This is a genomic window from Gordonia sp. SID5947, assembly GCF_009862785.1.
Classification (GTDB): domain Bacteria; phylum Actinomycetota; class Actinomycetes; order Mycobacteriales; family Mycobacteriaceae; genus Gordonia.
In genome coordinates, this window is sequence record NZ_WWHU01000001.1 from 2,342,424 (window position 1) to 2,366,455 (window position 24,032).

The 24,032-nt window shown below is 65.0% G+C and carries 24 protein-coding genes and 1 pseudogene; 8 read left to right on the forward strand and 17 right to left on the reverse strand.

Annotated elements, in window-relative coordinates; all coding sequences use genetic code 11:
• The first annotated feature begins 89 nt into the window (after positions 1-89).
• From GTV32_RS10875 to GTV32_RS10885, 3 genes are read left to right on the forward strand one after another with little or no spacing between them, the layout of a single operon-like run.
• Positions 90-746, forward strand: coding sequence for a TetR/AcrR family transcriptional regulator (locus GTV32_RS10875; protein WP_161060334.1), 657 nt, complete (start codon positions 90-92; stop codon positions 744-746).
• A gap of 51 nt (positions 747-797) precedes the next feature.
• Positions 798-1,658 carry an acyl-CoA thioesterase domain-containing protein gene (locus GTV32_RS10880; RefSeq protein WP_161060335.1) on the forward strand — a complete coding sequence of 287 codons (861 nt, stop codon included), beginning with the start codon at positions 798-800 and terminating at the stop codon, positions 1,656-1,658.
• A complete protein-coding gene (locus GTV32_RS10885) occupies positions 1,655-2,728 on the forward strand; it encodes a dihydrodipicolinate reductase (RefSeq protein ID WP_161060336.1) in 1,074 nt (357 codons plus the stop codon). Before GTV32_RS10880 ends, GTV32_RS10885 begins: the two co-directional genes overlap by 4 nt.
• 257 nt (positions 2,729-2,985) lie before the next feature.
• On the opposite strand, the gene meaB is transcribed toward GTV32_RS10885, so the two are convergent.
• The 3 genes from meaB to GTV32_RS10900 are packed head-to-tail and all read right to left on the reverse strand — an operon-like array spanning position 2,986 to position 6,476.
• Positions 2,986-3,879 carry a methylmalonyl Co-A mutase-associated GTPase MeaB gene (meaB, locus tag GTV32_RS10890; RefSeq protein WP_161060337.1) on the reverse strand — a complete coding sequence of 298 codons (894 nt, stop codon included), beginning with the start codon at positions 3,877-3,879 and terminating at the stop codon, positions 2,986-2,988.
• Complete coding sequence (locus tag GTV32_RS10895; RefSeq protein ID WP_161060338.1) at positions 3,872-5,011, reverse strand: thiolase family protein; 1,140 nt, start codon at positions 5,009-5,011, stop codon at positions 3,872-3,874. Before GTV32_RS10895 ends, meaB begins: the two co-directional genes overlap by 8 nt.
• Entirely contained in the window at positions 5,004-6,476 is a 1,473-nt protein-coding gene (locus tag GTV32_RS10900) for a fatty acid--CoA ligase family protein (RefSeq protein WP_161060339.1), read from the reverse strand. Before GTV32_RS10900 ends, GTV32_RS10895 begins: the two co-directional genes overlap by 8 nt.
• A gap of 53 nt (positions 6,477-6,529) precedes the next feature.
• Here GTV32_RS10900 and GTV32_RS10905 point away from each other — a divergent pair, with 53 nt between their 5' ends.
• Together GTV32_RS10905 and GTV32_RS10910 are read left to right on the forward strand one after the other, a co-directional pair.
• Positions 6,530-7,291 (forward strand): SDR family NAD(P)-dependent oxidoreductase, encoded by a 762-nt coding sequence (locus GTV32_RS10905; protein ID WP_161060340.1) that lies wholly within the window; start codon positions 6,530-6,532, stop codon positions 7,289-7,291.
• Entirely contained in the window at positions 7,288-8,040 is a 753-nt protein-coding gene (locus GTV32_RS10910) for an SDR family NAD(P)-dependent oxidoreductase (protein ID WP_202422907.1), read from the forward strand. The genes GTV32_RS10905 and GTV32_RS10910 overlap by 4 nt, the downstream gene beginning before the upstream one ends.
• An 85-nt stretch (positions 8,041-8,125) precedes the next feature.
• Here GTV32_RS10910 and GTV32_RS10915 read toward each other — a convergent pair whose 3' ends face one another.
• Genes GTV32_RS10915 through GTV32_RS10930 form a run of 4 tightly spaced genes read right to left on the reverse strand, consistent with a single transcriptional unit; the run spans position 8,126 to position 12,282 of the window.
• A complete protein-coding gene (locus GTV32_RS10915) occupies positions 8,126-8,893 on the reverse strand; it encodes an enoyl-CoA hydratase/isomerase family protein (protein ID WP_161060342.1) in 768 nt (255 codons plus the stop codon).
• A 1-nt stretch (position 8,894) separates the two neighbouring features.
• On the reverse strand, positions 8,895-9,980 hold the full coding sequence (locus GTV32_RS10920) for an acyl-CoA dehydrogenase family protein (RefSeq protein WP_161060343.1): 1,086 nt from the start codon (positions 9,978-9,980) through the stop codon (positions 8,895-8,897).
• Positions 9,967-10,875 carry an acyl-CoA dehydrogenase family protein gene (locus GTV32_RS10925; protein ID WP_161060344.1) on the reverse strand — a complete coding sequence of 303 codons (909 nt, stop codon included), beginning with the start codon at positions 10,873-10,875 and terminating at the stop codon, positions 9,967-9,969. Before GTV32_RS10925 ends, GTV32_RS10920 begins: the two co-directional genes overlap by 14 nt.
• Positions 10,876-10,884: 9 nt before the next feature.
• A complete protein-coding gene (locus tag GTV32_RS10930) occupies positions 10,885-12,282 on the reverse strand; it encodes an AMP-binding protein (protein WP_161060345.1) in 1,398 nt (465 codons plus the stop codon).
• A gap of 129 nt (positions 12,283-12,411) precedes the next feature.
• Between GTV32_RS10930 and GTV32_RS10935 the strand changes: the two genes are divergently transcribed.
• The gene (locus GTV32_RS10935; protein ID WP_161060346.1) at positions 12,412-13,494 is read left to right on the forward strand and encodes a ferredoxin--NADP reductase; all 1,083 of its coding nucleotides are present in this window, start codon (positions 12,412-12,414) and stop codon (positions 13,492-13,494) included.
• A 36-nt stretch (positions 13,495-13,530) separates the two neighbouring features.
• On the forward strand, positions 13,531-13,845 hold the full coding sequence (locus GTV32_RS10940) for a DUF4286 family protein (RefSeq protein WP_161060347.1): 315 nt from the start codon (positions 13,531-13,533) through the stop codon (positions 13,843-13,845).
• Between the two features lie 31 nt (positions 13,846-13,876).
• On the opposite strand, the gene GTV32_RS10945 is transcribed toward GTV32_RS10940, so the two are convergent.
• From GTV32_RS10945 to GTV32_RS10990, 10 genes and pseudogenes are all read right to left on the reverse strand, one after another.
• A complete protein-coding gene (locus GTV32_RS10945) occupies positions 13,877-14,398 on the reverse strand; it encodes a carboxymuconolactone decarboxylase family protein (protein ID WP_161060348.1) in 522 nt (173 codons plus the stop codon).
• A 119-nt stretch (positions 14,399-14,517) separates the two neighbouring features.
• Entirely contained in the window at positions 14,518-15,363 is an 846-nt protein-coding gene (locus GTV32_RS10950) for a TauD/TfdA family dioxygenase (protein WP_161060349.1), read from the reverse strand.
• Between the two features lie 46 nt (positions 15,364-15,409).
• Positions 15,410-15,745 carry a hypothetical protein gene (locus tag GTV32_RS10955; protein WP_202421745.1) on the reverse strand — a complete coding sequence of 112 codons (336 nt, stop codon included), beginning with the start codon at positions 15,743-15,745 and terminating at the stop codon, positions 15,410-15,412.
• Entirely contained in the window at positions 15,742-17,013 is a 1,272-nt protein-coding gene (locus GTV32_RS10960; RefSeq protein ID WP_161062456.1) for an aromatic ring-hydroxylating dioxygenase subunit alpha, read from the reverse strand. Before GTV32_RS10960 ends, GTV32_RS10955 begins: the two co-directional genes overlap by 4 nt.
• A 54-nt stretch (positions 17,014-17,067) precedes the next feature.
• A complete protein-coding gene (locus GTV32_RS10965) occupies positions 17,068-17,811 on the reverse strand; it encodes an SDR family NAD(P)-dependent oxidoreductase (protein WP_161060350.1) in 744 nt (247 codons plus the stop codon).
• Between the two features lie 35 nt (positions 17,812-17,846).
• A pseudogene (locus GTV32_RS10970) lies at positions 17,847-18,892 on the reverse strand (ferredoxin--NADP reductase).
• A gap of 108 nt (positions 18,893-19,000) precedes the next feature.
• A complete protein-coding gene (locus GTV32_RS10975) occupies positions 19,001-19,453 on the reverse strand; it encodes a MarR family transcriptional regulator (protein WP_161060351.1) in 453 nt (150 codons plus the stop codon).
• 82 nt (positions 19,454-19,535) lie between these two features.
• On the reverse strand, positions 19,536-20,780 hold the full coding sequence (locus tag GTV32_RS10980) for an amidohydrolase family protein (RefSeq protein WP_161060352.1): 1,245 nt from the start codon (positions 20,778-20,780) through the stop codon (positions 19,536-19,538).
• Positions 20,777-21,106, reverse strand: a complete 330-nt coding sequence (locus tag GTV32_RS10985; RefSeq protein WP_161060353.1) for a hypothetical protein — start codon at positions 21,104-21,106, stop codon at positions 20,777-20,779. The genes GTV32_RS10980 and GTV32_RS10985 overlap by 4 nt, the downstream gene beginning before the upstream one ends.
• Entirely contained in the window at positions 21,103-22,371 is a 1,269-nt protein-coding gene (locus tag GTV32_RS10990; protein WP_161060354.1) for an aromatic ring-hydroxylating dioxygenase subunit alpha, read from the reverse strand. The genes GTV32_RS10985 and GTV32_RS10990 overlap by 4 nt, the downstream gene beginning before the upstream one ends.
• Before the next feature lie 223 nt (positions 22,372-22,594).
• Between GTV32_RS10990 and GTV32_RS10995 the strand changes: the two genes are divergently transcribed.
• The gene (locus GTV32_RS10995; RefSeq protein ID WP_237421803.1) at positions 22,595-24,025 is read left to right on the forward strand and encodes an aldehyde dehydrogenase; all 1,431 of its coding nucleotides are present in this window, start codon (positions 22,595-22,597) and stop codon (positions 24,023-24,025) included.
• Positions 24,026-24,032 lie beyond the last annotated feature (7 nt).

Sequence of the window (24,032 nt, forward strand, 5' to 3'; positions counted from 1 at the left end):
TCATCTTGTAGAGTCCCCTTCGCCGCGATGCAGTGTTCACTCAGCTAAACTCGCCCTATGCATAGGCAACTCGGCGGAAAACGGGCGCTATGACAAGCGCGAACGAAGAGCCCGCATGGAAGCAGCGTGCCGTGGAACGGTCCATCAAGACCGCGAAACTGCGCGCCGAACAGCGTGTGCAACGCTTTCTCGACGCCGCGCAGGCGATCATCACCGAGAAGGGCACCACCGAGTTCACGGTGCAGGAGGTCGTCGAACGGTCGAAGCAGTCGCTGCGCAGTTTCTACCTGCAGTTCGACGGCAAGCACGAGTTGCTCCTCGCGTTGTTCGAAGATGCACTCAGCAAGTCCGCCGACCAGATCCGGGCAGCCGCGGCCACCGAGACCGATCCCATCGAACGGGTCCGGGTAGCGGTGACCCTGCTGTTCGAGCTGTCACGTCCGGACCCGAATGCCAAGCGGCCGTTGTTCAGCGACTTTGCGCCACAGCTACTCCTCACGCACCCGACCGAGGTGCGGGTCGCGCACGCCCCACTCGTCGCACTGCTGTCGGAGTTCCTCGAGGAGGCCTCTGCCGCAGACGAATTGCGCGAGGGACTCAATCCCCGGCGGATGGCCGCGATGGTGATGCAGACGGTCATGTTCATCGCACAGTCCAGCGCGCCCACCGACGACCCGGACAACCACCCCATCAGTGCCGATGAGGTCTGGGAGTTCTGCGCACGAGGCTTCAGCCGCCCGGCGTAACGCCGTGAGAATCATATTCTCATTTTCGGAATCTTTGATTACACTGCCGTCATGGCAAATGACTGGCGTGAGCTGATCTCCGTTCTCGAACTGCGCGACTGCACTCCGGTGGGTGCCCGTGCGGTCGACCGCTCGCCGGTCACCGGCGCCGCTTCCACGGCCGCCACGAGTTGCTATCGAGGGCACAATCTCTCGCTGCCCTACCGACGACTGTTCGGTGGGCAACTACTCGCACAGTTCGTGGCGGCAGCAGGAATCGCGAGTCCGGACAAGTCCATCCGGTCGATCCATGCCAACTTCTTGCGAGAGGGCCTGGTCGACGAGGACGTCACCTACGAGGTGGACCACCGGCACCGCGGACGATCTTTCGACACACTTCAGATCAGTGCGACCCAGCCGGACCGCCTCATCGCCGTGGCGACGATCGCGATGCATGTCCCCGATCACGGGCCGGACGTCCAGACGATCGATCCGATACCCGAACTACCCGGCTCCGATCGTCAGATCACCGTCGGGCTGTTGCCCTGGGAGATCCGTTCGTTCGATGATCTCGACGACCCCGCCGCCGCCACCCCGCATCACGAGATGTGGATGCGCACACCGGCCGCCGAGGACGACAGTGCCTACCCCTCTGTTGCGGCGTACGCAACGGATCTCACCGTGATCGGGACGGCCCTGCGTCCGTTGGACGGCTACAGCCAGGGCGGCAACGGAACCGCCTTTCATTCGGCGGTGACCTCCCACACGATGTGGTTCCATCGCCCGGTGCGCACCGACGACTGGCTCCTGATACGGCAGGACAGCCCGATCATCGCCGGCGGTAGATGCTACGGACGTGGAGACATCATCACCGAAAGTGGCTCTCTGATAGCCTCTTTCGCGCAGGAGGCGGTTGTCAGGATGCCCTCGTGACCGCGACCGCCCCGTCACCGGCGGCGACCGCGACAGTCCCACGAGAACCTCGGTGTGTTCAGTGGGCGACCGGCAACATCGGCGCCCGGTCGCTACGCGCGATCATCGAGCATCCGCACCTCGACCTCGTCGGTGTGTACGTGACATCACCGGCGAAAGCCGGCGCTGATGTGGGCGACCTCTGCGGCCTGCCCCTGATCGGGCTGACGGCGACCGACAGCGTCGACGACGTGATCGCCCTGGCACCCGATTGCGTCGTCTACATGCCCGCGGCCCTCGACCCCGACGAGGTGGTCCGGCTTCTCGAGGCCGGGATCAACATCGTCACCACTCGCGGCGAGTTCCACCGACCGGCGAGCATGGACACCGAGTTGCGCGGCCGCATCGAGCGGGCCTGTGCTGCCGGTGGCACGTCGATTCACTCGACCGGCAGCAGCCCGGGATTCATCACCGAGGCAATTCCGCTGGTGCTCAGCTCGATACAGCGTCGAGTCGACCTGATCGCCATCGACGAGTTCGCCGATCTCTCCCGACGGGATTCGCCGGACCTGCTGTTCGGCATCATGGGCTTCGGTGGCCAGGCGCGGGATTTCGAGGACTTTCGTCTCGAGCATCTCCGCGGCAGCTTCGGCCCGTCGCTGCAACTCGTCGCCGAGGCGATCGGACTGGCCCTGGACTCGGTCGAGGTCCACGGTGAGGTCGGCCTGACGACACGGGAGGTGTCCATCGCCGCCGGCACACTACGCGCAGGGTCGGTGGGCGCCCAGCGGATCACGGTCGCCGGGATGCGAGACGGCGTCGAGATCATTCGATTCCGCGCCAACTGGTACTGCACGCCGGACATCGAGCCACACTGGGACCTGCTGGCGACCGGCTGGCGCGTCGTGGTCGACGGTGACGCGCCGCTGTCGGTCGACATCAACATGCCGATCGATCTGGAGCACATGGCGGAGACCACCCCCGGGTACACCGCCAACCGTGCGGTGAACGCGGTGCGCCATGTCTGCGCCGCCGCCCCAGGCATCCGCACGTCGATCGATCTGCCGCAGATCGTCGCCGACCTCTCCTGATCTCGCCGACAGCAACCGATTCTCCGCCGACAGCAACCGGAAAGTCACCCACAGCAACCTGCATGCCGCCGACAGCAACCGGAAAGTCGCCGAGAGCAACCTGCCTGTCGTCGCGCGTGCGCTAGGCACGTCGACGGGGCCGTCTCGCCCCGCCATCGGTCGTTGCTGTCGGCGCGTTTTCGGTTGCTGTCGACGCATTTTCGGTTGCTGTCGGCGAGATGGTGGTTGCTGTCGGCGGGGCTAGGACGGGGTGAACCCTAGACGGGTGCGATGAGCTTCTCGGCCGCCGTGTACGGATCCATTCCGCCGGCCACCACGGCGTCGACGAGTTCGGCCAATGCCGGGTGCGTGCGCAGCCGGGTCATGGCGAGAGACAGGATCTGGCCACGCAGTCGGGCCGCCCTCCGAACCGGATCGTCGTCGCGCCGATGGTTCTCGACCGCCTCGACGAGTGCGTCCACCCCCTCGCCGCGCGAGGCGATCAGTGTCATCACCGGCACCGACGACTCCATACGCAGATCACGCACGGTCTGATCGGCGCCCTCGCGATCGGCCTTGTTGACGACCAGCAGATCGGCGACCTCGAGCAGGCCAGCCTTGGCCGCCTGAACCGCATCTCCCGCACCGGGATTGAGGATGACGACAGTGGGGTCCGCGACGGCGGAGACCTCCACCTCCGACTGGCCCACTCCCACGGTCTCGACGAGGACGACGTCGTAATGGAGCGCTTCCAGGAGCCGGATGGCGGCCGGTACCGCGGAGGCGAGACCTCCGAGGTGACCGCGTGTCGCCATCGACCGGATGAGCACGTCTCGGTCGTCGATGTGCTGGGTCATCCGGATCCGATCGCCCAGCAACGCACCACCGCTGTACGGCGAGGTGGGATCGACCGCCAGGACCGCGACGCGCTTGCCGTCTGAACGATAGGTGGCGACGAGCGCCGTGATCGTGGTCGATTTGCCGGCGCCCGGCGGTCCGGTTATCCCGATGGTCGAGACAGCGCCTGTCGCGGGCCCTATCGCTTCCAGCACGACATCCCGCTCGGTGCCCTCTACCAGGGAGAGGAGCCTTCCCGCTGCTCTGGCCGAGCCGCCGCGCGCGGCCGCCAACTGCTCGTCGACGGACGCACGCAACACACTCTTCTCAGCCATGGACCTCGACGACCGTCGCCGATCCGATGCCGCCACCGGCGCACATCGACGCGACGCCGATACCCCCTCCGCGCCTTCGCAATTCGTAGACCAGGGTGGTCAGCATGCGAGCGCCGCTCGCCGCCACCGGGTGTCCCAGCGAACAGCCGCTACCACTAACGTTGACGATCTCCGGATCGATGTCGAGCAGCTTGACACACGCCAGACAGTTCGCGGCGAAGGCCTCGTTGATCTCGAAGAGGTCGACGTCGGACAACGAGAGTCCGGCGCGGTCGAGCGCCTTCGGGATCGCCGTCACCGGCGACAGCCCGGTCTGGGCCGGATCGACACCCACCGACGACCACGAACGTATCGTGGCCAGCGCCGGCAGGCCCAGTCCGTCGCTGGCGATCGCCAGCACCGCGGCAGCGTCGTTCGCCCCGCTCGCATTACCCGCGGTGATCGAGAAGCCGTCGATCTCGGGGTGCAGGGGCTTGAGCGATGCCAGCTTCTCCATGCTCGTCTCGCGCCGCGGGTGTTCGTCGACGGAGAACAGGCCGTGCACGGTCTTGATCGGCACGACCTCGTCGTCGAACCGCCCCGCGTCGATCGCTGCGATCGCATTGCGGTGCGACCGCAGCGCCCACTCGTCCATCTCGGTTCGCGAGATTCCGGCTGCGACAGCCGAATTCCATCCAACAGTGATCGACATGTCCTTGTTCGGCGCATCCGGCTGGTTGGGATGCGTCGGCGACATCCACGGCTCGATCCAATCCTCGCCCACGCGGAACTTCGACTTCGGCGACGTGGACGCGGAATTGACACCCCCGGCCAGGATCAAGGTGTCCATGCCCGCCCGGATACTGCCCGCAGCGGTCTGCACCGCAGCCAGACCTGCCGCACAGTGGCGGTTGACCGCGAGCCCCGGCACGTCGACCAGACCGGCGGTGATCGCGGCGTGCCGGGCGATCACGCCACCGCCGTACAGACCTTCGCCCAGGATGACGTCGTCGACGGGCGCCGAACCCAGATCCTCGACCACGGCGGCAACGGCGTGCTCGGCGAGATCGAAGGCATCGGTGTCTCGGAGCGATCCTTTGAATGCGGTTCCGATCGGCGTCCGCCGGGCGGACACGATGACGGCTTCAGGCATGATTCTTCTCCAGTTCGGGGTTCTGATCAGCTATTGCCAGGTCATTCATCAGGTTCCGGCGCAACAGCTTTCCGGTCTCTGTGCGTGGTAGCACGGGTGTGAAGACGATCGAATCCGGCGTCTTCGACGAGCGCAGCCGCGCACGGACCCACGACCTGATCTCCTCGACGTCACCCTCGCCTACGACGACGGCGACGAGCCGTTGTCCCCATTCCGGGTCGGCGACACCGACGACGGCGGCCTCGGCCACACCGGGATGCTCCATCAACACGTCCTCGATCTCGGCGGGTGCGATGTTCTCACCGCCGCGGATGATGGTGTCGTCGGCACGGCCCTCGATGTAGAGATAGCCATCGGCGTCGAGTCGGCCGAGATCCCTTGTCGGGAACCACCCCTCGGCGTCGAGCACGCTGCGCGTGCCGTACTCACCCGAGATCTGGTCGCCCCGGACGAAGACGAGTCCCTCGGTACCCACAGGCAGCGTCTCACCGTTCTCGTCACGGATGGCGACCTCGATGCCCGGAAGCGGCCGCCCCACGGATCCGAGACGACCGCGGATCGCGACGTCGTCGGAATCGATGGCCACCCGGTGGTCGTCGGGTGCGAGAACCGCGATCGACGACGCCGTCTCGGTGAGTCCGTAGGCGTTCACGAAATCCGTGTCGGGCAGCGCTCTGAGCGCGCCCTCGATGACGGATCGAGGTGTCCGCGCACCGCCGTAGGCCAGGTTCCGCAACGACGGCAGGCCAACGCCGTCAGGAGGCAGCGCGTCGATCACCCGGGCGAGCATCGTGGGCACCAGCATCGCGTGCGTGACCGACTCCGACCGGACGGTATCGATCCATTGCGTGGCATCGAATCCCGTGGCGTAGACGATGCGCCGCCCGGTGTACAGATTCGACATGAGGTTCGTCAGCCCGGCGATGTGATACGGCGGCACCGCCACGAGCGCCGCGTCCTCGACCGCTGCCGAGTTGAACTCGAGCGTGTTGAACACATACGCGAGCAGGTGCCGCTGACGCAGGACAGCGGCCTTGGGCTCCGACGTGGTGCCGCTCGTATAGATCACAACGGCGACGGCGTCCGGATCCGACAGGTCCGCGACCAGATCCTCCGGTCGCGGATCGGGGAGGTCGTCGAGTTCCGCGAGCCAGCCGTCGAGGTCGTCGGAACGCAGAATCACCGCGTCGGGGTGCTTGCCCTCAAGCCCCGCAAGTGCCGTGTCGCTGAGCCGGTAGTTGAGCGGCACGAACGGGATACCGGCGAATGCCGCCCCGAACAACGCAACGGGGTATGCGAGGTCGTTGACGCCTTCATAGAGAACGGCCGAATGCCCGGCGAACGAATGCGCCGCCCGCCGCGCCAGGGCGGAGAGTTCCACCGCGGTCACGGAGCGCCCGCCGGAGGTGACGACCAATCTGTCATCGACTTCTGACGTCATTTCGAGGATCATAATGATGTTCATGAGAACATTATTCTCTCAGAGAGAGAGTCGTAGTCGCAAGAAGGGAAATGCGAATGGATATCGCGGGCACTTCAGCACTGGTGGTCGGTGGCGCCGGCGGACTGGGCGAGGCCACGGTCCGCCGGCTACACGCCGCGGGAGCGCGTGTGGTGGTGGCAGACCTCGCCGACGAGAAGGGCAAGGAACTCGAGGCCGAACTCGGCGTCCGGTACGTCCGGACCGACGCGACATCGACCGAGGACGTCAACGCCGCGATCGCCGAGGCCGAGGAAGCCGCCCCGCTGCGGATTTCCGTGGACACCCACGGCGGCCCGGCCTCCGGTGGACGTCTTGTCGGAAAAGACGGTAGCCCTTTGGATCTCGACGGCTTCCGGACCACGATCGACGTCTATCTCACGGGTGTGTTCAACGTCATGCGCTTGTCGGCGGCCGCGATCGCTCGTCAGGAGGCCACCGACACGGGCCGCGGCGTGATCGTCAACACCGCGTCGATCGCGGCGTACGAGGGTCAGATCGGGCAGCTCCCCTACTCGGCGGCCAAGGGAGGTGTCGTCGGCATGACGCTGGTCGCCGCACGTGACCTCTCCCCGTTGGGTATCCGGGTGGTCACCATCGCGCCGGGAACGTTCAACACCCCGGCCTACGGCAAGCACGCCGACCAGCTCGAGGAACACTGGGGCAAACAGGTGCCATGGCCAAAGCGCATGGGGCAGTCACCGGAGTACGCCGGACTGGTCGAGCACATCTGCGCGAACGACTACCTCAACGGCGAGGTGATCCGTCTCGACGGCGCGCTGCGGTTCCCGCCGAAGTGACCCTCCTCGACGGCAAGGTCGCCCTTGTCGCCGGCGCGAGCCGGGGTATCGGGGCGGCCGTCGCCGCGGCACTGGCCTCGGCCGGTGCCGCGGTGGCGGTGGCGGCCCGCACCGAGACGGCGGGGCGTGTGCCCGGCACGATCCACGATGTCGCCGAGTCGATCACGGCGTCCGGCGGTGCCGCCCTCGCCGTCGCGTGCGACATCACCGACGAACAATCGGTGGCATCCGCGTTCGATGCCACCATCGGCGAGTTCGGCGGCGTCGACATCGTGGTCGCGAACGCCGGCGTCTTGTGGCTCGGCCCGGTGGAGTCGACGCCACTCAAACGATGGCAACTCTGCCTCGACGTGAACCTGACCGGCACGTTTCTGGTGACCAAAGCCGCGATCCCGCATCTGCGCGCCCAGGGCGGCGGATCGCTCATCGCGGTCACCACCAGCGGCGTCGGGATGATCGATCGCGGCGCGAATGCGTACTGGGTGTCCAAGGCCGCCGTCGAGCGGCTCTATCTCGGCCTGGCACATGACCTTCGCGACGACGACGTCGCGGTCAACTGCCTGAGCCCCGCCCGTGTGGTCCTCACCGAGGGATGGCAGGCGGCCGGCGGCGGACAAGAGATGCCACCGGAGATGGTGGAGGCCCCGGAGACGATGGGCCGAGCCGCGACGATCCTTGCCGCACAGCGTGCCGACGGCATCACCGGCACAATCCAACGTTCCGAGGACCTGCTCGCCACCCTTCGGTGAGTATCCACAGGATTCTGGCCGCACTTGCGTGTTCCGGCTTGCAGCTGATGCTGCGGCCGGACACGGAAAGTGCGGCCAGAACGTTCTAGCTCTTGGGTGCGGTCAGCCGCTCGATGGTGGCCCGGAAGTCGTCGGTCTGGAACGAGAGATCCTCTGCCGCGTTCGCGTAGTCGAGGCTCGCCAGCACCGACCGTTCCAGGTGGATGTTCAGCATCCGCTTGGTGGACTCGACGGCCTGCTGCGGCAGCTCCATCATCTTTTTCGCACACCCGATCGCGGCCTCGAACGGGTCGTCGACCACGTGATTCGCCAGTCCGAGCGCAACCGCTCGCTCGGCGGTGATCCGTGTGCCGGTCAGCGCGAACTCCTTGGCCTGCAACAGACTGATCTGCAGCGGCCACGTCAGTGGTCCGCCGTCGGCCGCCACCAGGCCGACCTGGACGTGCGGGTCTGCCAGGTAGGCCGTCGGATTCATGAACACCATGTCACTCAGGGCGACGAGGCTGCATCCGAGACCGACCGCCGGTCCGTTGACGGCGCTGATCACCGGGACCCGGCACCTGGCCATGCCCAGCACGAGTTCGCGGCCGTGACGAATGGTCTTGGCCCGCAAGGTCGAATCCTCGCCGAGTTCCTTGAGATAGCCGAAGTCGCCACCTGCCGAGAACGCCTTTCCCCGGCCGGTGAGGACTGCGGCCCGGACGTCGGGATCCTCACTCAGTCGCGTCCACAGTGCGGCCAGGCCCGAATGTAGGGCGTCGTTGACGGCATTGAGCGCATCCGGACGGTTCAGCGTGATGATCCGTAGCGGCCCCTGCGCGGTGACCTCGATCTCCTCGGGCATCCCGTACATGTCACACTCCCAATCCGAGCAGTCGCGATGAGATGATGTTCTTCTGGATCTGCGACGTACCACCCATGACACTCTGCGCACGGCTGTACAGGTACGCGCTCAACAACTCCGGGTCCTTCGTCCCGCCGACCGACACGGCCGCATGACCGACGGACTGATCGACCCAGGTCATCAACAGTTTGTCCAGGGAGCCCTCCGAGGTGTGCGACACCCCGTCGAGCTGCTCGGACAGACGTCGGCGGACATGCAGCCGAAGCATCTCGGTCTGCACTGCGGCCCAGGCGATCTCCTCGGAATAATCCTCGGATCTCTTGGCCAGGTGCCGGACGAGCTTGCCGTACCGCGCGACGTAACCCAGCGTCGACGGTTCCCGCTCGTGCCCGACCACAGTCATCGCGAGTGCCCAACCCTCGCCCGGCGCCCCGATCATCTGGTCTGCGGGCACGCGCGCGCCGTCGAACAGGACCTGACCGAATTCCGTGGTGATGCCGGACATCATCGTGAGTGGCCGCTGTTCGATCCCCTTTTGCTTCATCGAGATGATGAACGCCGAGATGCCCCGGTGCCGAGGTGCGTCGGGATCGGTGCGGGCCAGCAACAGACACCAGTCGGCGACATCGGAATAGCTCGTCCAGATCTTGTGCCCGTGGATGACGTAGTCGTCGCCCTCACGAGTCGCAGTGGTACGCAGCGACGCCAGGTCCGATCCCGCACCGGGTTCCGAGAATCCCTGGCACCAGCGTTCGGTGCCGTTGATCATCCCTGGTAGAAACCGTTCCTGCAGTTCGGGACTCGCGTGTCGCCCCAGCCCGTGCAAGAGGTAACCAAGGCTCGGTCGCGGTGGCGCCCCGGCCCGAGCGATCTCCTCGTCGAGGATCACGTCATAGACCGGCGGCAGGTCGTGGCCGCCGAACCTCGCCGGCCAGGAGAGGCCGAAGAAGCCCGCCTCGTACAGCGCTTGATGCCATTCACCCTGGCGGGCCCAGTATTCGTCACCGGAGGTCGGGAAGTCGGTTGCGTGCTCGGCGAGCCAGGCCCGCAGCCGGTCGCGGAACGCGCCTTCGTCGGTGGAATCACGATAGTCCAAGGTCGATCTCCTTCAGGCTCACCGGAAAGTTCTCGGCCGAGACCAGAACTCGCCGCAGGTGTACGTGTGCGAGGCATTCCCACGTGTTCCCGATGCCACCGTGCACTTGAATCGAGTTCTCGCACACGGTTCGGGCGGATCGCGCGCAGTACAGTTTGGCCATCTGGGCGGCTCCGACGGCCGCGCCGGGTTCCAGTTCGTCCACCGCCCACGCGGCATGGCGGAGGATGCTAGCCGATCCCTCGAGGAGCGCGAGGCTCTCGGCAAGCATGTGTCCCACAGCCTGATACGAACCGATCGTCTTTCCGTACTGCTCCCGGATCTTGGCGTAATCACAGGCCAGCGCCTGAGCGCCGCGGGCCGCACCGAGGATGTCGGCGGCGGTGACCACCAGCGCGAGCGCGCGGAAGCGTTGTGCGTCGTCGTCGGACAGCATCGCGATCGGCGGGTCACTCATCGCGCCCACGGTCTTTGCCACCCGAGTGAGGTCCTCCGACGGCACGAGGCCGTCTGCCTGGCCCTGCCGAACGGTCACTCCGTCGAGGGTCACCACCCGATCGCGCCCCCCGGCATCGGGGGCGACGCCGTCGATCGCCAGGGTTGCGGCCGCCTCGGCGTCGCCGGTGTACCGGAGCAGGTCGTCGGCGAGAACCGGTCCGAAGAAGGCCGCGTCAACCAGTCCCCTGCCGAACTCCTCGGCGACGATCGCGACCTCGACACCGGAGGCCCCGTCGGAGCGAAGACTGCACCAGCCCGTCCGATCGATCGCGGCCGCCAGCCGGTCCCGGCGCGCGGAATCGTCGAGATCGGCCACCGACCCCGGACCCAGGTCGTCGGCCAGTTTGGCTGCCGCATCACGCAATTGCGACTGCTCACTTGTCAGGCGTACATCCATTGCTCTCCTTCAACGATCCGACTTCACTGCCGTGTCTCTCAGCACCCGGCGCAGCACCTTGCCGGACGGCAGCCGAGGGATGTCGTCGACGAAAGTGATCTCGCTCGGTCGTTTGTAGGTGGCCAGCGATGTGCCGACCAGGTCGATGAGCGCATCGGGCTCGATGGGTGTCACGGTCCGTACCGCCGCGACGATGCGCTCGCCGCCGACCCCGTCGTCGACACCGAACACCGCGCAATCGGCAACCGCGGGATGTCCATGCAGCACGGCCTCGATCTCCGCCGGCGCCACCTGGAACCCCCGGACCTTGATCATCTCCTTCGAGCGGTCGACGAGGGTGATCCAGCCGTCGTCCAACACACCGACGTCACCGGTGCGATACCAGCCCTCGACGAAGGCGTCGTCGTTCTCGGAGTCGGGCAGGTACCCGGCCATCAGCGACGGTGACCGCACCACGATCTCGCCGGGCACCCCGGGTGGTGTCGGCACGTGCGTCTCGAGGTCGACGACCCGCACCTCCACCCCCGGGACCACGCGGCCCACGGTGTCGAGCCGGACGTCATCGAGCGGGTTACACGCGATCACCGGAACCTCGCTGGCGCCATAGGCCGGCAGCCACCCGACACCGGTGCGCCGGGTGACCTCCTGTGCGACGCTCGACGTCACCGGCGTTGCGCCCCACATGATGTAGCGGAGAGAGGAGAGATCGAAACTCTCCAGATCCGGATGTGATGCGATCGCCAGCGCGATCGGTGCAACCGCCATCTCCACGGTGATCCGGTCGGTCACGATGTGTCCGAGCATGGTGTCGAGGTCGAAACGACGGTGCAGGCGGACCCACGCCCCGGTGTCGAGTGCGGTGACGATGTTGAGGAGACCGAGGATGTGCGACGGCGGGGTGAGCACCTGGATGCGGTCCTCGGCGGTCAGCCCCAGCGCACCACGCCAATGCCGTACCGCGGCACCGAAGGACGCGTGGGTGTGCCGGACGGCCTTGGGCATCCCGGTCGTTCCCGAACTGAACACGAGAACGGCGTCGTCGTCGGGATGCGGTTCGGCGAGGTCGGCGGCCCGCGGCACGATCGCCTCGTCGAGGTCGCGCATCGTCATCAGGCCGGCGAGGACGCCGTTGTCCCCGACCGCGTGCGTTGCTTCCGAGACCGCGAGAGCGTGGGAGACCTCGGCGGTTCGCCACGCGGGACTGATCAGCACCACGGCCGCTCGGAGCCGCCAGATGGCCCGCACCGCGACCACGAATTCGGGCCGATTGGACGACATCAGCGCCACCCGCGCGCCGCGTCCCACCCCGGTTGCCGAGAGTTCCGCCGCGAGGCCACCGGCGAGCTCATCGAGTTGCCGCAGGGTATAGGTCGCGTCGTCGAAGGCGAGGGCCACTGCCTCCGTCACGCCATCACCCCTTTCGGACAGGTCCCGGTCGGATCAGAGCGATCTCCGCGAGCACCTTGAGAAGATCGTACCTCAATGAGAGAATATAGTTCTCACAGAGGCAGAATCTCAATATCGAGAGGACGGACCGTGGCGAGACCTCCACTGTTCCAGCAAGCGACCGTGACGCGGGTGGTCAAGGAGACCGACGACGCACGTACGTACGTGCTCGCTCCGGAGAGCGGGCCGGTGACCTACAGGGCGGGACAGTTCTGCACCTTCCGCGTGACCGTCGACGGCGAGGAGCTCTACCGCTCCTACTCGATGTCCAGCTCGCCCGAGACCGACAGCGAACTGGCGACCACCGTCAAACGGGTAGCGGGTGGCCGGGTGTCGAACTGGCTCCTGGACAACCTCGGGGAGGGTGACGTCATCGACATGTCCCGCCCCGCCGGTCTCTTCTGCCTCACCGAGAACACCACGCCGATCGTCGGCTTCAGCGGCGGTAGTGGCGTCACCCCGATCTATTCGATCGTCAAGTCCGCCCTCGCGACCACCGACCGCCCGGTGCGGTTGCTCTGCGCCGACCGTGATCAGGAGTCCGTCATCTTCGATTCGGCGATGGCCGAACTGGAGACGCAGTATGCGGGCAGGCTTTCGGTGGTCCGTAGCCTCGACGAGCAGAACGGCTTTCTCACCGGATCGGCCGTCCGCGACTTCATCGGCGACGACCTCGACGCCGACTTCTACGTATGCGGCCCCGAGCCGTTCATGGATCTGGTCGAAACGGTTCTGCCCGCAGGAGGATCCATCCACATCGAACGCTTCGGTGCCGTTGCGGCTCTGCCGGTCGCGGGCTCCGATGATGCGGGATCCGACGATGCGAGCTCCGACGCGGATGCTAACCGGGCGGAATCCGGTACAGGGGCAACGACATCCGTGGATGCGGGCACCGTCACCGGCACGATCACCATAAAGCTCGGGCGCAAGAAGGTCACCGTCGACCGAAAGCCGAATGAGACCTTGCTGGAGACCGGACGCCGCGCCGGGCTGACCCCACCGTTCTCGTGCGAGGCAGGAAACTGTGCGACCTGTATGGCCCACCTCGATGAAGGAACCGCCACCATGCGTGTCAACGACGCACTCGAGGACGACGAGATCGAGGACGGGTACGTGCTGACCTGCCAGGCCGTCCCCGACACGGAGACGACCGTCGTCGATTACGACGCGTGATCAATCGGTAAACAGTTACACGAGAAGGAGAAACAGATGGCAAAAGGCGCCCTGCTGGTCGAGAGTCGAGCGAGTTCCCCCGAGCGGGCCGAAGAGTTCGGCAAATGGTACGCAGAAGTACACATCCCGGAAGTGCTCGCGCTCGAGGGATTCGTGTCGGGACGCCTCATGAAGCAGCTCGACGGCGACGGCTCGTTCATCTCGTACTACGAGATCGAGGCAGACGATCTCACCGACGTCGCCAAGCGGCTGTCCGCAGCAGCGCGCGACGGGTCGATCACGATGTCGGACTCCATGCAGATGGACCCACCGCCGGCGATGAGGTTCCTGGAGGTGACCGCGGAGCACTGACCGGCGTCCCTGGCCACGTCGGTCGCCGAGATCATTCGTTCTCGATCCCGAATGTCTTGACCGCCATGGCCAGGAGGTCGTAACACCCCACGGTGAAGACGAGGTCCATCCGCTGCCGCTCGTCGAGGAAGTCTGCCAGACGCTCCCAGGTCTCGTCGGTCACCTCGGCGTCGGCGTGGAGCTCGTCCACCGCGGCCACCACGCAGTCATCAGACGCGTTGCTCGTCACCCCGCGCGCCAGGTCACCGATCTCTCTTCGAGAGAGACCGCCGCGTTCGGCGATCGGCACGTGGTGGTCCCAGAGATACGAGCATCGGCGCAAGTGGACGATCCGCAACACGGCGATCTCACGTATCCGGTCCGACAATGCCGAGGTACGCAGGACGTGCGCATTGAACTCCAGATATGCGCGCGTCAGTGCGGGATTGCGCACCATGGTGCCCAACATGTTTCCGGCCGAGGCCGGGTTGATCCGGTCCGCGGTCAGCATCACCGACAGAGCACCGCGGACCGGATCATCCCATTCCTCGGCCGGCAAAGGTGTCAGCCGCATCGCGTCAGCACGAAGCTTCGGGGATCAGATCGACGCGCCTCGCCGTTTCGACGAGGAGAACCGTCTTGGACATCGATAACTCCTTCTCACATGCGCATCGACGGTCGGTGGAACGCCGGTCACTGGATGGGTTCATCGCCGAGCACGGTGGTGCGCAGCATCTCCCGTGGGGAATCCGGGTCATACGGAGCGGCTCGATGGAGGACGCCGCGGTTGTCCCAGATGACCATGTCGCCCACCGACCAGCCGTGACTGTAGACCTTGTCGGTCTCCGTCGCCGTTGCCAACAGGTCCGCCAGCAGCGCACGACCCTCGTCGAGATCCAAGTCCACGACGTAGTCCGCAGAGGCACCCAATACCAATGATTTACGTCCACTTCGATGGGTCCACACGAGCGGGTGCTCGTGCGTCGGGCGCTCCCGCCACCGTGCCAGCAACTCCGGACCGGGGTCGGGGGTGACGCGCCGCTGGGATGCCTCGAGTGAGTGCACCACGCGCAACGAATCCACGCGTTCGCGCAGCTCGACACTCAGCGCCTCATACGCCTTGTAGGCGCTGGCGAACTCCGTCTCCCCTCCCCGGTCGGCAACCTGACGTGCCGACAGCACGGTGGCCCGCTGCGGACATTCGTCACCCATCGGCGTACATCCGTCGATGTGCCAATCGAACGTCCCGCGCAGATACGAGGCCGATGTCGTCTTCGACTTGTCGAGGGTGATCGGATAGATACCCGAAACCGGATGGTGCCCGTCGTTGCTCCGATCGATCTCACCCAGACGCCGGCAAAAGTCCACCTGCGTCTCTGGAGCGAGATGCAGCTCTGGAAACACCAGGACCCCGTTGTCCTCAAGGGCCTCGAGGATCGCGTCGGCGATCGGGTCGTCGGCCGCAAGGTTGCCCGGATCCAGACCGGTGACCTCGGCACCTACCGTATCGGTGAGTTTGTTGATGGTGAGCAGGCTCATCGTTGTCCCTTCTGACGGAGTGAACTCGAAATCGTTGTGGCGGAGGTCATGGCAGAGGCTCGAAGCTCCGAACCATGACGGCGTCCGCGGAGTCCACGGGCACAGGCTGATGCATGATCTCGACTGCCATGGACACCATCACGAGCGAGTACACCAGCCGTAGGAGGTTGAGTACGTCCTCCGGCAGCTCGTTCAGATCGAACTTGTCGCAGTGATCGATCGCCTCTTCGAGGCGAGGGAAAAAGGCATCGCAGAACTCTTGCATCGCACCCATGGTGCTGGTGGTCCGCTTCTCCCAACGCTCGTTCTCGGTCGCCAGGCACCAGATCGGGGCAAATTCCTCGAGTTCGGCAAAGGCGCTGGGCAACATCCGCTCACTCATGAACCCACCTCCGGCAACCGATGCTCCCGCTGGTGATCGGCGACCCAATCCACAGCCGTCTTGTGCAGGTGTCGCACCAATATCTCCTGATCGCTCAAGGGAAAGTCGTCGACGATGTCGGTCTCCAGCGCAGCCTGCGTGCCGCCGAGCATGCCGGCGTCCTGCAGCGCGAACTCCTTCAGCACCACCGAGGCAACCTCGTGCTCCACCCGCTCGCGAACGGTCCGCGCAGGATGGAAATACGTGTACGCCTCGAACCGGTGTGTGTTGTGCGACGTCGGCCAATAGCGGTACAGCAGAAACCATCCGCCGTAGATCAGGATCTCGGTGTTCGGGAAGATCTGGAAGTTGCTGATGCCCCATGACTCGATGCCCCCCGGATTCAGTCCTGCCGGCATCGGGCCGATGTCCGGGGTGCGCCAGGGGCCGACGAGTCCGCTCCGGGTCGCACGTTCGATCGGGTACATGTACTCCGGCGGGAGGAGCCACCTGCGTGTACCTGCGGTGGACACCATGCGATGGGGACCGTCGATCTGGAAGTGCGCACACTCGAACTCGGCGTTGGGAACTCGAACTTCGGGCGGAACCTGCTGGGTGTGCAGGGAAGGTACGTGATAGTACTCCTGGAAAGCGTCGGCGAAGATCTTCCAGTTGCTGTTGTTGTGGGCGACCCATTCGTACCGTTCGGTCAACTTGTCGAACGGGTAGTCGTCGAGGCCGGTGATCATGGGCCCCAGGAAGTCACGCAACTCCTGCCGGGGCTCCGGATCGAAGTTGATGAAAACGAATCCGTTCCAGACATCACATCTGACCGGGCTCAAGGCGTGATCGGCCTTACGGAACCCGACGAACCCAGACTCGTTGGGCACGTATGTCAGCGCACCGTTCAACCCGTACTCCCACCCGCACCGGCGGCAGGTGAACCTGCTACATCGGCCGGCCACCTCGGCCCCGTGGAAATCGCGCCACACCAGCTTGTGACCGCGATGTCGGCAGAGGTTGTAGAAGGCGCGGATCTGCTCATCATCACCTCGGACGAGCAGAACCGATGCGGCGGCCGCCTCGATCTCCTTGGTCACGTAGCCACCGGGTTCAGGAATCTCTTCCACCCGGCCGACATTCAGCCAGGCCCGCTTGAAGATGGCTTCACGCTCGAGTTCGTAGAACGCGGGAGAGATCGAATCCTGGAACGGGATCGGCCCGGTGCCACCCAACTCCGGATAGTGTTCGGTCCAGCTTCCCTCTGCCGGTTTAGTCCATTTGCCCACAGCAACCTCCGTGCGGTCGGTCAAGGATCACACCTCTACACGATTCTGGGATGTTCACAGAATCGAGCCACCGTTCACGCCGAGCACCTGACCGGTGATGTAACCGGCCGCCTCCGACGACAAGAAGCCCACGGCAGCGGCGATGTCGTCACCGGTACCGAGATGACCCACCGGGATGGCGGTGGCCATCGTTTCGTTGGGCGGGAGATGCCCTTGCGCCTGCGATTGGTGCTGCATGGGTGTCTCGATGCCCGACGGCGGGATGTTGTTCACCGTGATGCCGACCGATGCATATTCTCGGGCAAGGGATTTCGTCAAGCTGATGACCCCGCCCTTGGCCGCAGCATAGTGGGCCATGCCAGGTGATCCGCGTTGCGCACTCGACGACGAGATCATCACGATCCGACCCCAACCCGTCTTGATCATGTCCGGGATGGCCGCCTGGCAGCAGTGAAACGTTCCGGTCAGGTTCACGTCGATGAGTCGGCCCCAGGACTGCGCATCGATCTCCAGAAAGGGTGAGAATCCCACGAGTCCCGCACTCGTCACGAGGATCTCCACGGGGCCGAGCTCGCTCCGCACCTTGGCGAACGCATCATCGACCGATGCCCGGTTCGTCACGTCGGTCGCGATTCCCAGAGCCGGCACGCCCTGTGCCCGCAGATCTTCCACGACGCGTTGGGTACCTCCCTCATCCATGTCCAGCACTGCGACCCGGTTGCCGAGTCGCCCCAATTCATGACAGGTTGCCTCGCCCATCCCGGATGCGCCGCCGGTCACGACCGCAACCCGGGTCACCGCACGTACCTCAACGATTGCATGTTGATCACTTCCTATTCGTAGATCACCTTGATGGTCGGGCTGGTCGGCAACGACTGACAGGTCACGATCAGACCCGCCTCCACCTCGTCGTCGTCGAGCGCGTCGTTGTTGAGCATCGTGGCGCTGCCCTCTACGACACGGGCGATACACGTTCCACACGAGCCTGTTTCACACGACGATGGCGCACGCAGGCCCGCCGACCGCGCCGTCTGCAAGAGCGTGCGTCCTGGCCGATGAGCCACCGTGGTGGTACTGCCGCCGAGCTCGATCGTGACCTCGACGGTCTCCGAGGTCGCTGCCGTCGAATCCGACGGCACCGCGACGGTGAACCGTTCCAGATGGATACGGCCAGGGGGAACCGCGGCGGCGACGAGAGCTGCTTCCACAGCATCCATGAAAGGCGCCGGACCACAGATGTAGTAGTCCGCGTCACCTGCGCCCGCGACGAAGGCCGTGATCTTGTCTGCCGTCAGTACCCCCGAATCCTCATCCCAGTGATGCTCGACCGAACAGCGTTCCGGGTTATCGGCGACGAGCTCGCGCAGGGCGTCGGCGAAGATCACCGAGTCGCGCGACCGGTTCGCATACAACAACCTGGTCGCTCGCGTAGTTCCGGCGAGGGCGGTGGTGACGAGCGAGAAGACCGGCGTGACACCACTTCCGCCCGCAAACGCGACGATCTCCCTGTCACTCTCCGTCAGCACGAAATGGCCGGCGGGCGGGCCGCGTGGATCCGGTCACCCACCTCGACATGGTCGTTGATCCAGTTGGAGACCACGCCCGCACCGTCACGCTTCACGGTGATCCGCAGATCTGCTCCGCCCAGCGGCGAGGACGACATCGAATAATTCCGACGGTGTTCGGTGCCGTTCACAGTCACTTTGAGGGTGAGGAATTGGCCGGCCCGATAGGAGAACTCACTCGCGAGACGGGTCGGCACGGCAAGGACGAGCGACACCGCGTCGGTGCCCTCGCGCACGATCTCGGTGACGTCGAGAGCGGTGAAACCGTCACCGACATCGCGGCCGTCCACATCCTCCACAGCCACAGCCCGCATCTCGCCTCCCTACGTCGGTCCGAGAAACAACGTATCAAGTACTTGTCATTTATCTCAAGTACTTGTCACATGGCGCGCGTAATGCTTCTGCGACGTGGCGAGTTGGCGTCAGCCCTTGACGTGATCCCGCCGGAACTCGTGCCCGGTGCCCTTCTCCACGATCCGTGAGAGCAGATCCCGCAGGGTCTCCTGCTCCTCGGCGTCGAGAACGTCGAACACCTCAGCGTGCGCCTTCAACGCTTCGGCGAGAACCACCGCCGCCAGTTCCTCGCCCTCGGGGCTCAGGCGGGCACGCAGGATGCGCGCGTGCTCCTTGTCCTGCTCACGCACCACCAGGCCGCGTCGTTCCAGTGCGGTGATCGCGAGCTGCACCCCCTGCGGGGTGATGAGCAGCCGGCGGGCCAGCTCGGCGCCGGAGAGGCCGGGCTCCTCGCTCAGCTGGCGCAGCACACCGATCTGCGCGGTCGTCACGCCATGGTCGCTGACAGCATCGTTGACGCTGGTCAAGGAGTGGTAGAAAGCCTGCTTGAGCAGCCACAGGATGTTTTCGGTGAGTTCCACTCCCCAGGCCTCCGGTCCTTGGCTTCCGACGTGGAATGGGCCATGTCCAGGACCGACCGTAGCGCACTTTCTTCGCCGGTCGTCACACGCGGCGGTGTACCGCGCCGTTCTTCATCACGAACCGCACGTCGAGCGTCGAGGCGATGTCCGACAGGTCACCGGGAACCGCGATGACATCGGCGACATAACCCGGGGAGAGTCGCCCGAGCTCGTCGTCAGCCTCGATCAACTCGGCGCTCGTCACGGTTGCCGCTCGGATCGCCTCCATCGGTGTCATCCCACGCTCGACGAGCGCGCAGAGCTCTCTGGCGTTCTCCCCGTGCGGTATCGCCGGAGCGTCACTGCCACAGGCAATACGCACACCGGCAGCGATGGCCTTGGGGAGCATGGCCTTTGCGCGAGGGAAGACGTCCTGTGCCTTCCGGCGCAACTCGGGCGCGATCCGGTCGACTGCCATCCGGTCTGTCAGGCTGGTCGTGGACACCAGGAACGTTCCGTGGTCGGCCATCATCTGGATCGTGTCATCGCTGGCCAGGAAGCCGTGCTCGATACAGTCGATGCCGGCTTTGACGCAAGCACGAATAGCACTGTCACCCACCGCATGTGCTGCGACCCGCAAGCCTGCGCGATGGGCCTCGTCGGCAATCGCGGCGAACTCTGCATCGGAGTACTGCTGGGATCCCGGCGATGTGCTGTGCGACATGACCCCACCGGAAGCCGACACCTTGATGACCTTGGCGCCGTGCCGGATCTGATAGCGGACGCACGCCTGCACCTCAGCTATCCCGTTCGCGATGCCTTCACCGACGCTCAACGGCATCACGCCAGGCGCCATCCGCTGGAACACCGTCGGATCGAGGTGACCGCCATACGGCGTCACCGCGTGGCCTGCCGGAACTATGCGCGGTCCGGGATACCAGCCCTGATCGATCGCCCGCTGTAAGGCGACGTCGAGGAGGTAACCTCCGGTCTTCACCATCAGACCGAGGTTTCGGACGGTGGTGAAGCCCGCGTCCAGGGTGGTCCGGGCATTCACCGCGCCACGGAGGGTCCGGTATGCGGGGTCATCCTGCACCCCGTGCATCGGTGAAGGCAGACCATCGGGTCCCCCCGGGCCTCCGATGAGAAGGTTCAACTCCATGTCCATCAGACCGGGCAGCAACGTCACGTCACCCAGATCGATCACCGTGGCCGAATCAGCCAACGGCTCGGCGGGATTCACCGCCACGATTCGATCGCCTTCGACAACGATCGTGGCGTCGGTCCGGACCACGCAGGCGTCCACGTCGGCCCACCGGTCTGCCTTGATGACAACGATCTCGCTCACGGCACCGGTTCACTGACGCAGTCGAGCCAGGTGGCACCCGAGTCGGGGACCCTTGGCTGGGACCAGCATTCGACTGCGAATGACACGGTCACCAGCGAGTACAACAGGTACATCAGATTGAGCACGTCGTCGGGAAGCTCGCCGAGTTCGAATTTGTCACAGTACGACAGCGCCTCTTCGGCTCGGGCTGTGATCGCATCGTAGAACTCCTGCATCTCCGCCATCGTCGATCCGAGCCGCTTTGCGTAGCGTTCGCCCTCCGTGGGCAGTACCCAGTCCGAGAAGACCTCGAGTTCCTCGAACTCTGTCGGCAGAACATTCGTCATCGTGCGGCCTCCGCGGTGGTTCGCTGGTAATCCTCGATCCACGAAGCGGTCTCCTTGTGCAGGTGACGAAGGAGGATCTCCTGATCGTTGAGCAGGAACCGATCGACCACCCGGGTCTCGATCATCGATTGCGTCGCCTCGAGTGTGTTCGCGTCCTGCAGGCCATACTCCTTGAACGAGGCGGCCGCCAACTCTTGTGCCACGCGCTCTCTCGGCGAACGTGGTTCCGGGAAATACAACGTTCCCTCGAAGATGTGGGTGTTGTGTGACGTCGGCCAGTAGTGGTAGGTGAGGTACCAGCCGAGTCCCCAGAAGAGGATGACGAAGTTGGGGAAGAGCTGAAATGAGTCCAGGCCCCACGGGTCACATCTGGCCGGGTTGAGGCCGGCCGGCATCTCACCGGGATCGGGATTTTCCCATGGCCCGAACAGTCCACTCTGGAGTATGTCCTCGATGGGCTTGCGCATCGAGGCATCCATCTCCCACGCTCGGACCCCCGACGTGCTCACCAATCGGTGTGGCCCGTCGATCCGGTAGTGCGGAGCCTCGAAGCCGGCTTCCGCCGCAGCCTTCGAATAGGCCGTCGGTGACTGATTGGCGTGCAGGACAGGCGCGTGATAGAACTCTGCGAACGCGTCCATGTACAGCTTCCAGTTCGCCCCGACCTCCGAACGGTACTGCCAGCGTGATGTCATCTTCCCGAAGGGATACCCGGCCAGGTCGGTCACCATGGGGCCGAGGAACGCGGTGAGCGACTGTTCGGGCTCCTTGGCGAAGTTGACGAAGATGAAGCCTTCCCAGACCTCGCAGTGCACTGACACCAGCCCGTACTTCGACTTGTCCAGGTCGAAGAACTCGCTCTCCTGCTGAACGAAGGTCAGGTCGCCGTCCAGGTTGTAGCGCCACGCATGGTATTTGCAGGTGAACTGCCTACAGGTCCCGCTGGTCTCCTCTCGGGGCATGTTGTCCCACACGAGTTTGTTACCCCGGTGCCGACACACATTGGGAAACGCCTTCACGCCGTTTCCCGTCTGGACCACGATGATCGACGTGTTGACCGCGGCCACTTCCTTGGTGAAGTAACTACCCTTTCGCGGCAGTTGCTCCACGCGGCCCACGTTGAGCCACGCGCGCCGGAAGATGGCCTTGCGCTCCAACTCGTAGATCTCCGGACTGATCGAGTCCTCGTAGGACATCGGACCGGTACCCAACTCGGGGTAATGCTCCGTCCAACTACCTTCGGCCGGCTTGGGAAAACGTGCCACGGCTACTCCTGATGACGTCGGGCCTGGGGCTGGCATCGGTCATTCCCCGGAGTTGTTGCGTCGGTTCAGTTCTCGCGAATCGAAGGACACCGGTTCCGAAAAGCTTTCGAAACGCCGGGGATCTTGCTGAGCTGACGGTATATGCTTCAGATCACAATGACAAGTAGTTGATATTACTTCTCGGGACAACGATCAGGAGAGTCTGTTGCACCACGACGATGAGTTGTTCATCGGCGGTAGCTGGACACCCGCCGCCACCGATCGGACCATCGAGGTGATCTCCCCACACACGCAGGACGTCCTCGCGCGAGTCGCGGCGGCGGGACCCGCCGATGTCGACGCCGCAGTGGCATCCGCTCGTAAGGCGTTCGACGACGGCGACTGGGCACATTCGTCACCCACCGATCGGATCAACGCCGTTCGCCGACTCGGCAAGCTCTACGCGGAGCACCAGGCCGACATGGCGGAGACGATCAGCGCCGAGATGGGCGCTCCGATCACATTCGCCCGGCGTGCCCAGGCGGGCCTCCCGCTGAGCATCATGGGCGCATTCACCGAGATCGCGGAGGCATTCCCCTGGACCGAGGCGCGGCCGGGAGCCCACGGGCCCGATATTCGTTTGCACCGCACACCGGTAGGTGTCGTCGCGGCGGTCGTACCGTGGAACATGCCCCAGTTCCTCATCTCCACCAAACTGATTCCGGCGTTGCTGGCCGGTTGCAGCGTGGTGCTCAAACCCTCACCGGAGGCGCCACTCGACGCGCTGCTTCTCGCCGAATTGATCGAACAGGCCGAACTCCCGGCCGGGGTCGTGAGTGTGTTGCCGGGTGACGCCGAGACGGGCCACCACCTGGTGACCCACCCCGGTGTGGACAAGGTGTCTTTCACCGGTTCGACCGACGCAGGCCGACGGGTTGCGACTGCCTGCGGCGTGGAACTCAAACGGCTCAGCCTCGAACTCGGCGGCAAATCCGCCGCGATCGTGCTCGCTGATGCTGATCCCGCGACAGTGGCAACCGGGATACGATTCGCGAGTTTGTCGAACAGCGGCCAGATCTGCAACGCGCTCACGCGAATCCTGGTACCAGAGCACAGGTCAGCCGAATTCGTCGACGCACTCGTCGCCGAGATCGACACACTGGCCATCGGGGACCCCGCCGATCCGTCGACCCAGATCGGCCCTCTGGTCACCGAACGCCAGCAACACCGGGTCCGTGGATACATCGAGTCGGGAGTACAACAAGGCGCGCAACTGGTCTGCGGTGGGACCGAGATGCCCGACGGGATCGATCATGGTTGGTACGTCCGCCCGACGTTGTTCAGCGACGCCGACAACTCGATGCGAATCGCACGTGAGGAGATCTTCGGCCCGGTTCTCACCGTGATCCCCTACGGCGACGAAGAGGAAGCCGTCCGCATCGCGAACGATTCCCCGTTCGGCCTCGCCGGGTCGGTGTGGGGTGCCGACACCGACCGCGGGCTGGCGATCGCCTCACGAATCCGGGCGGGCACCTTTGGGGTGAACCAGGGTTACACGATGGATCCGTTCGCACCTTTCGGCGGTGTCAAGTCCAGCGGTTACGGGCGGGAACTCGGACGCGAGGGCATCGACAGCTATCTCGAGACCATGTCGATCTCCATCGCACAGGGTTAGCACCGGC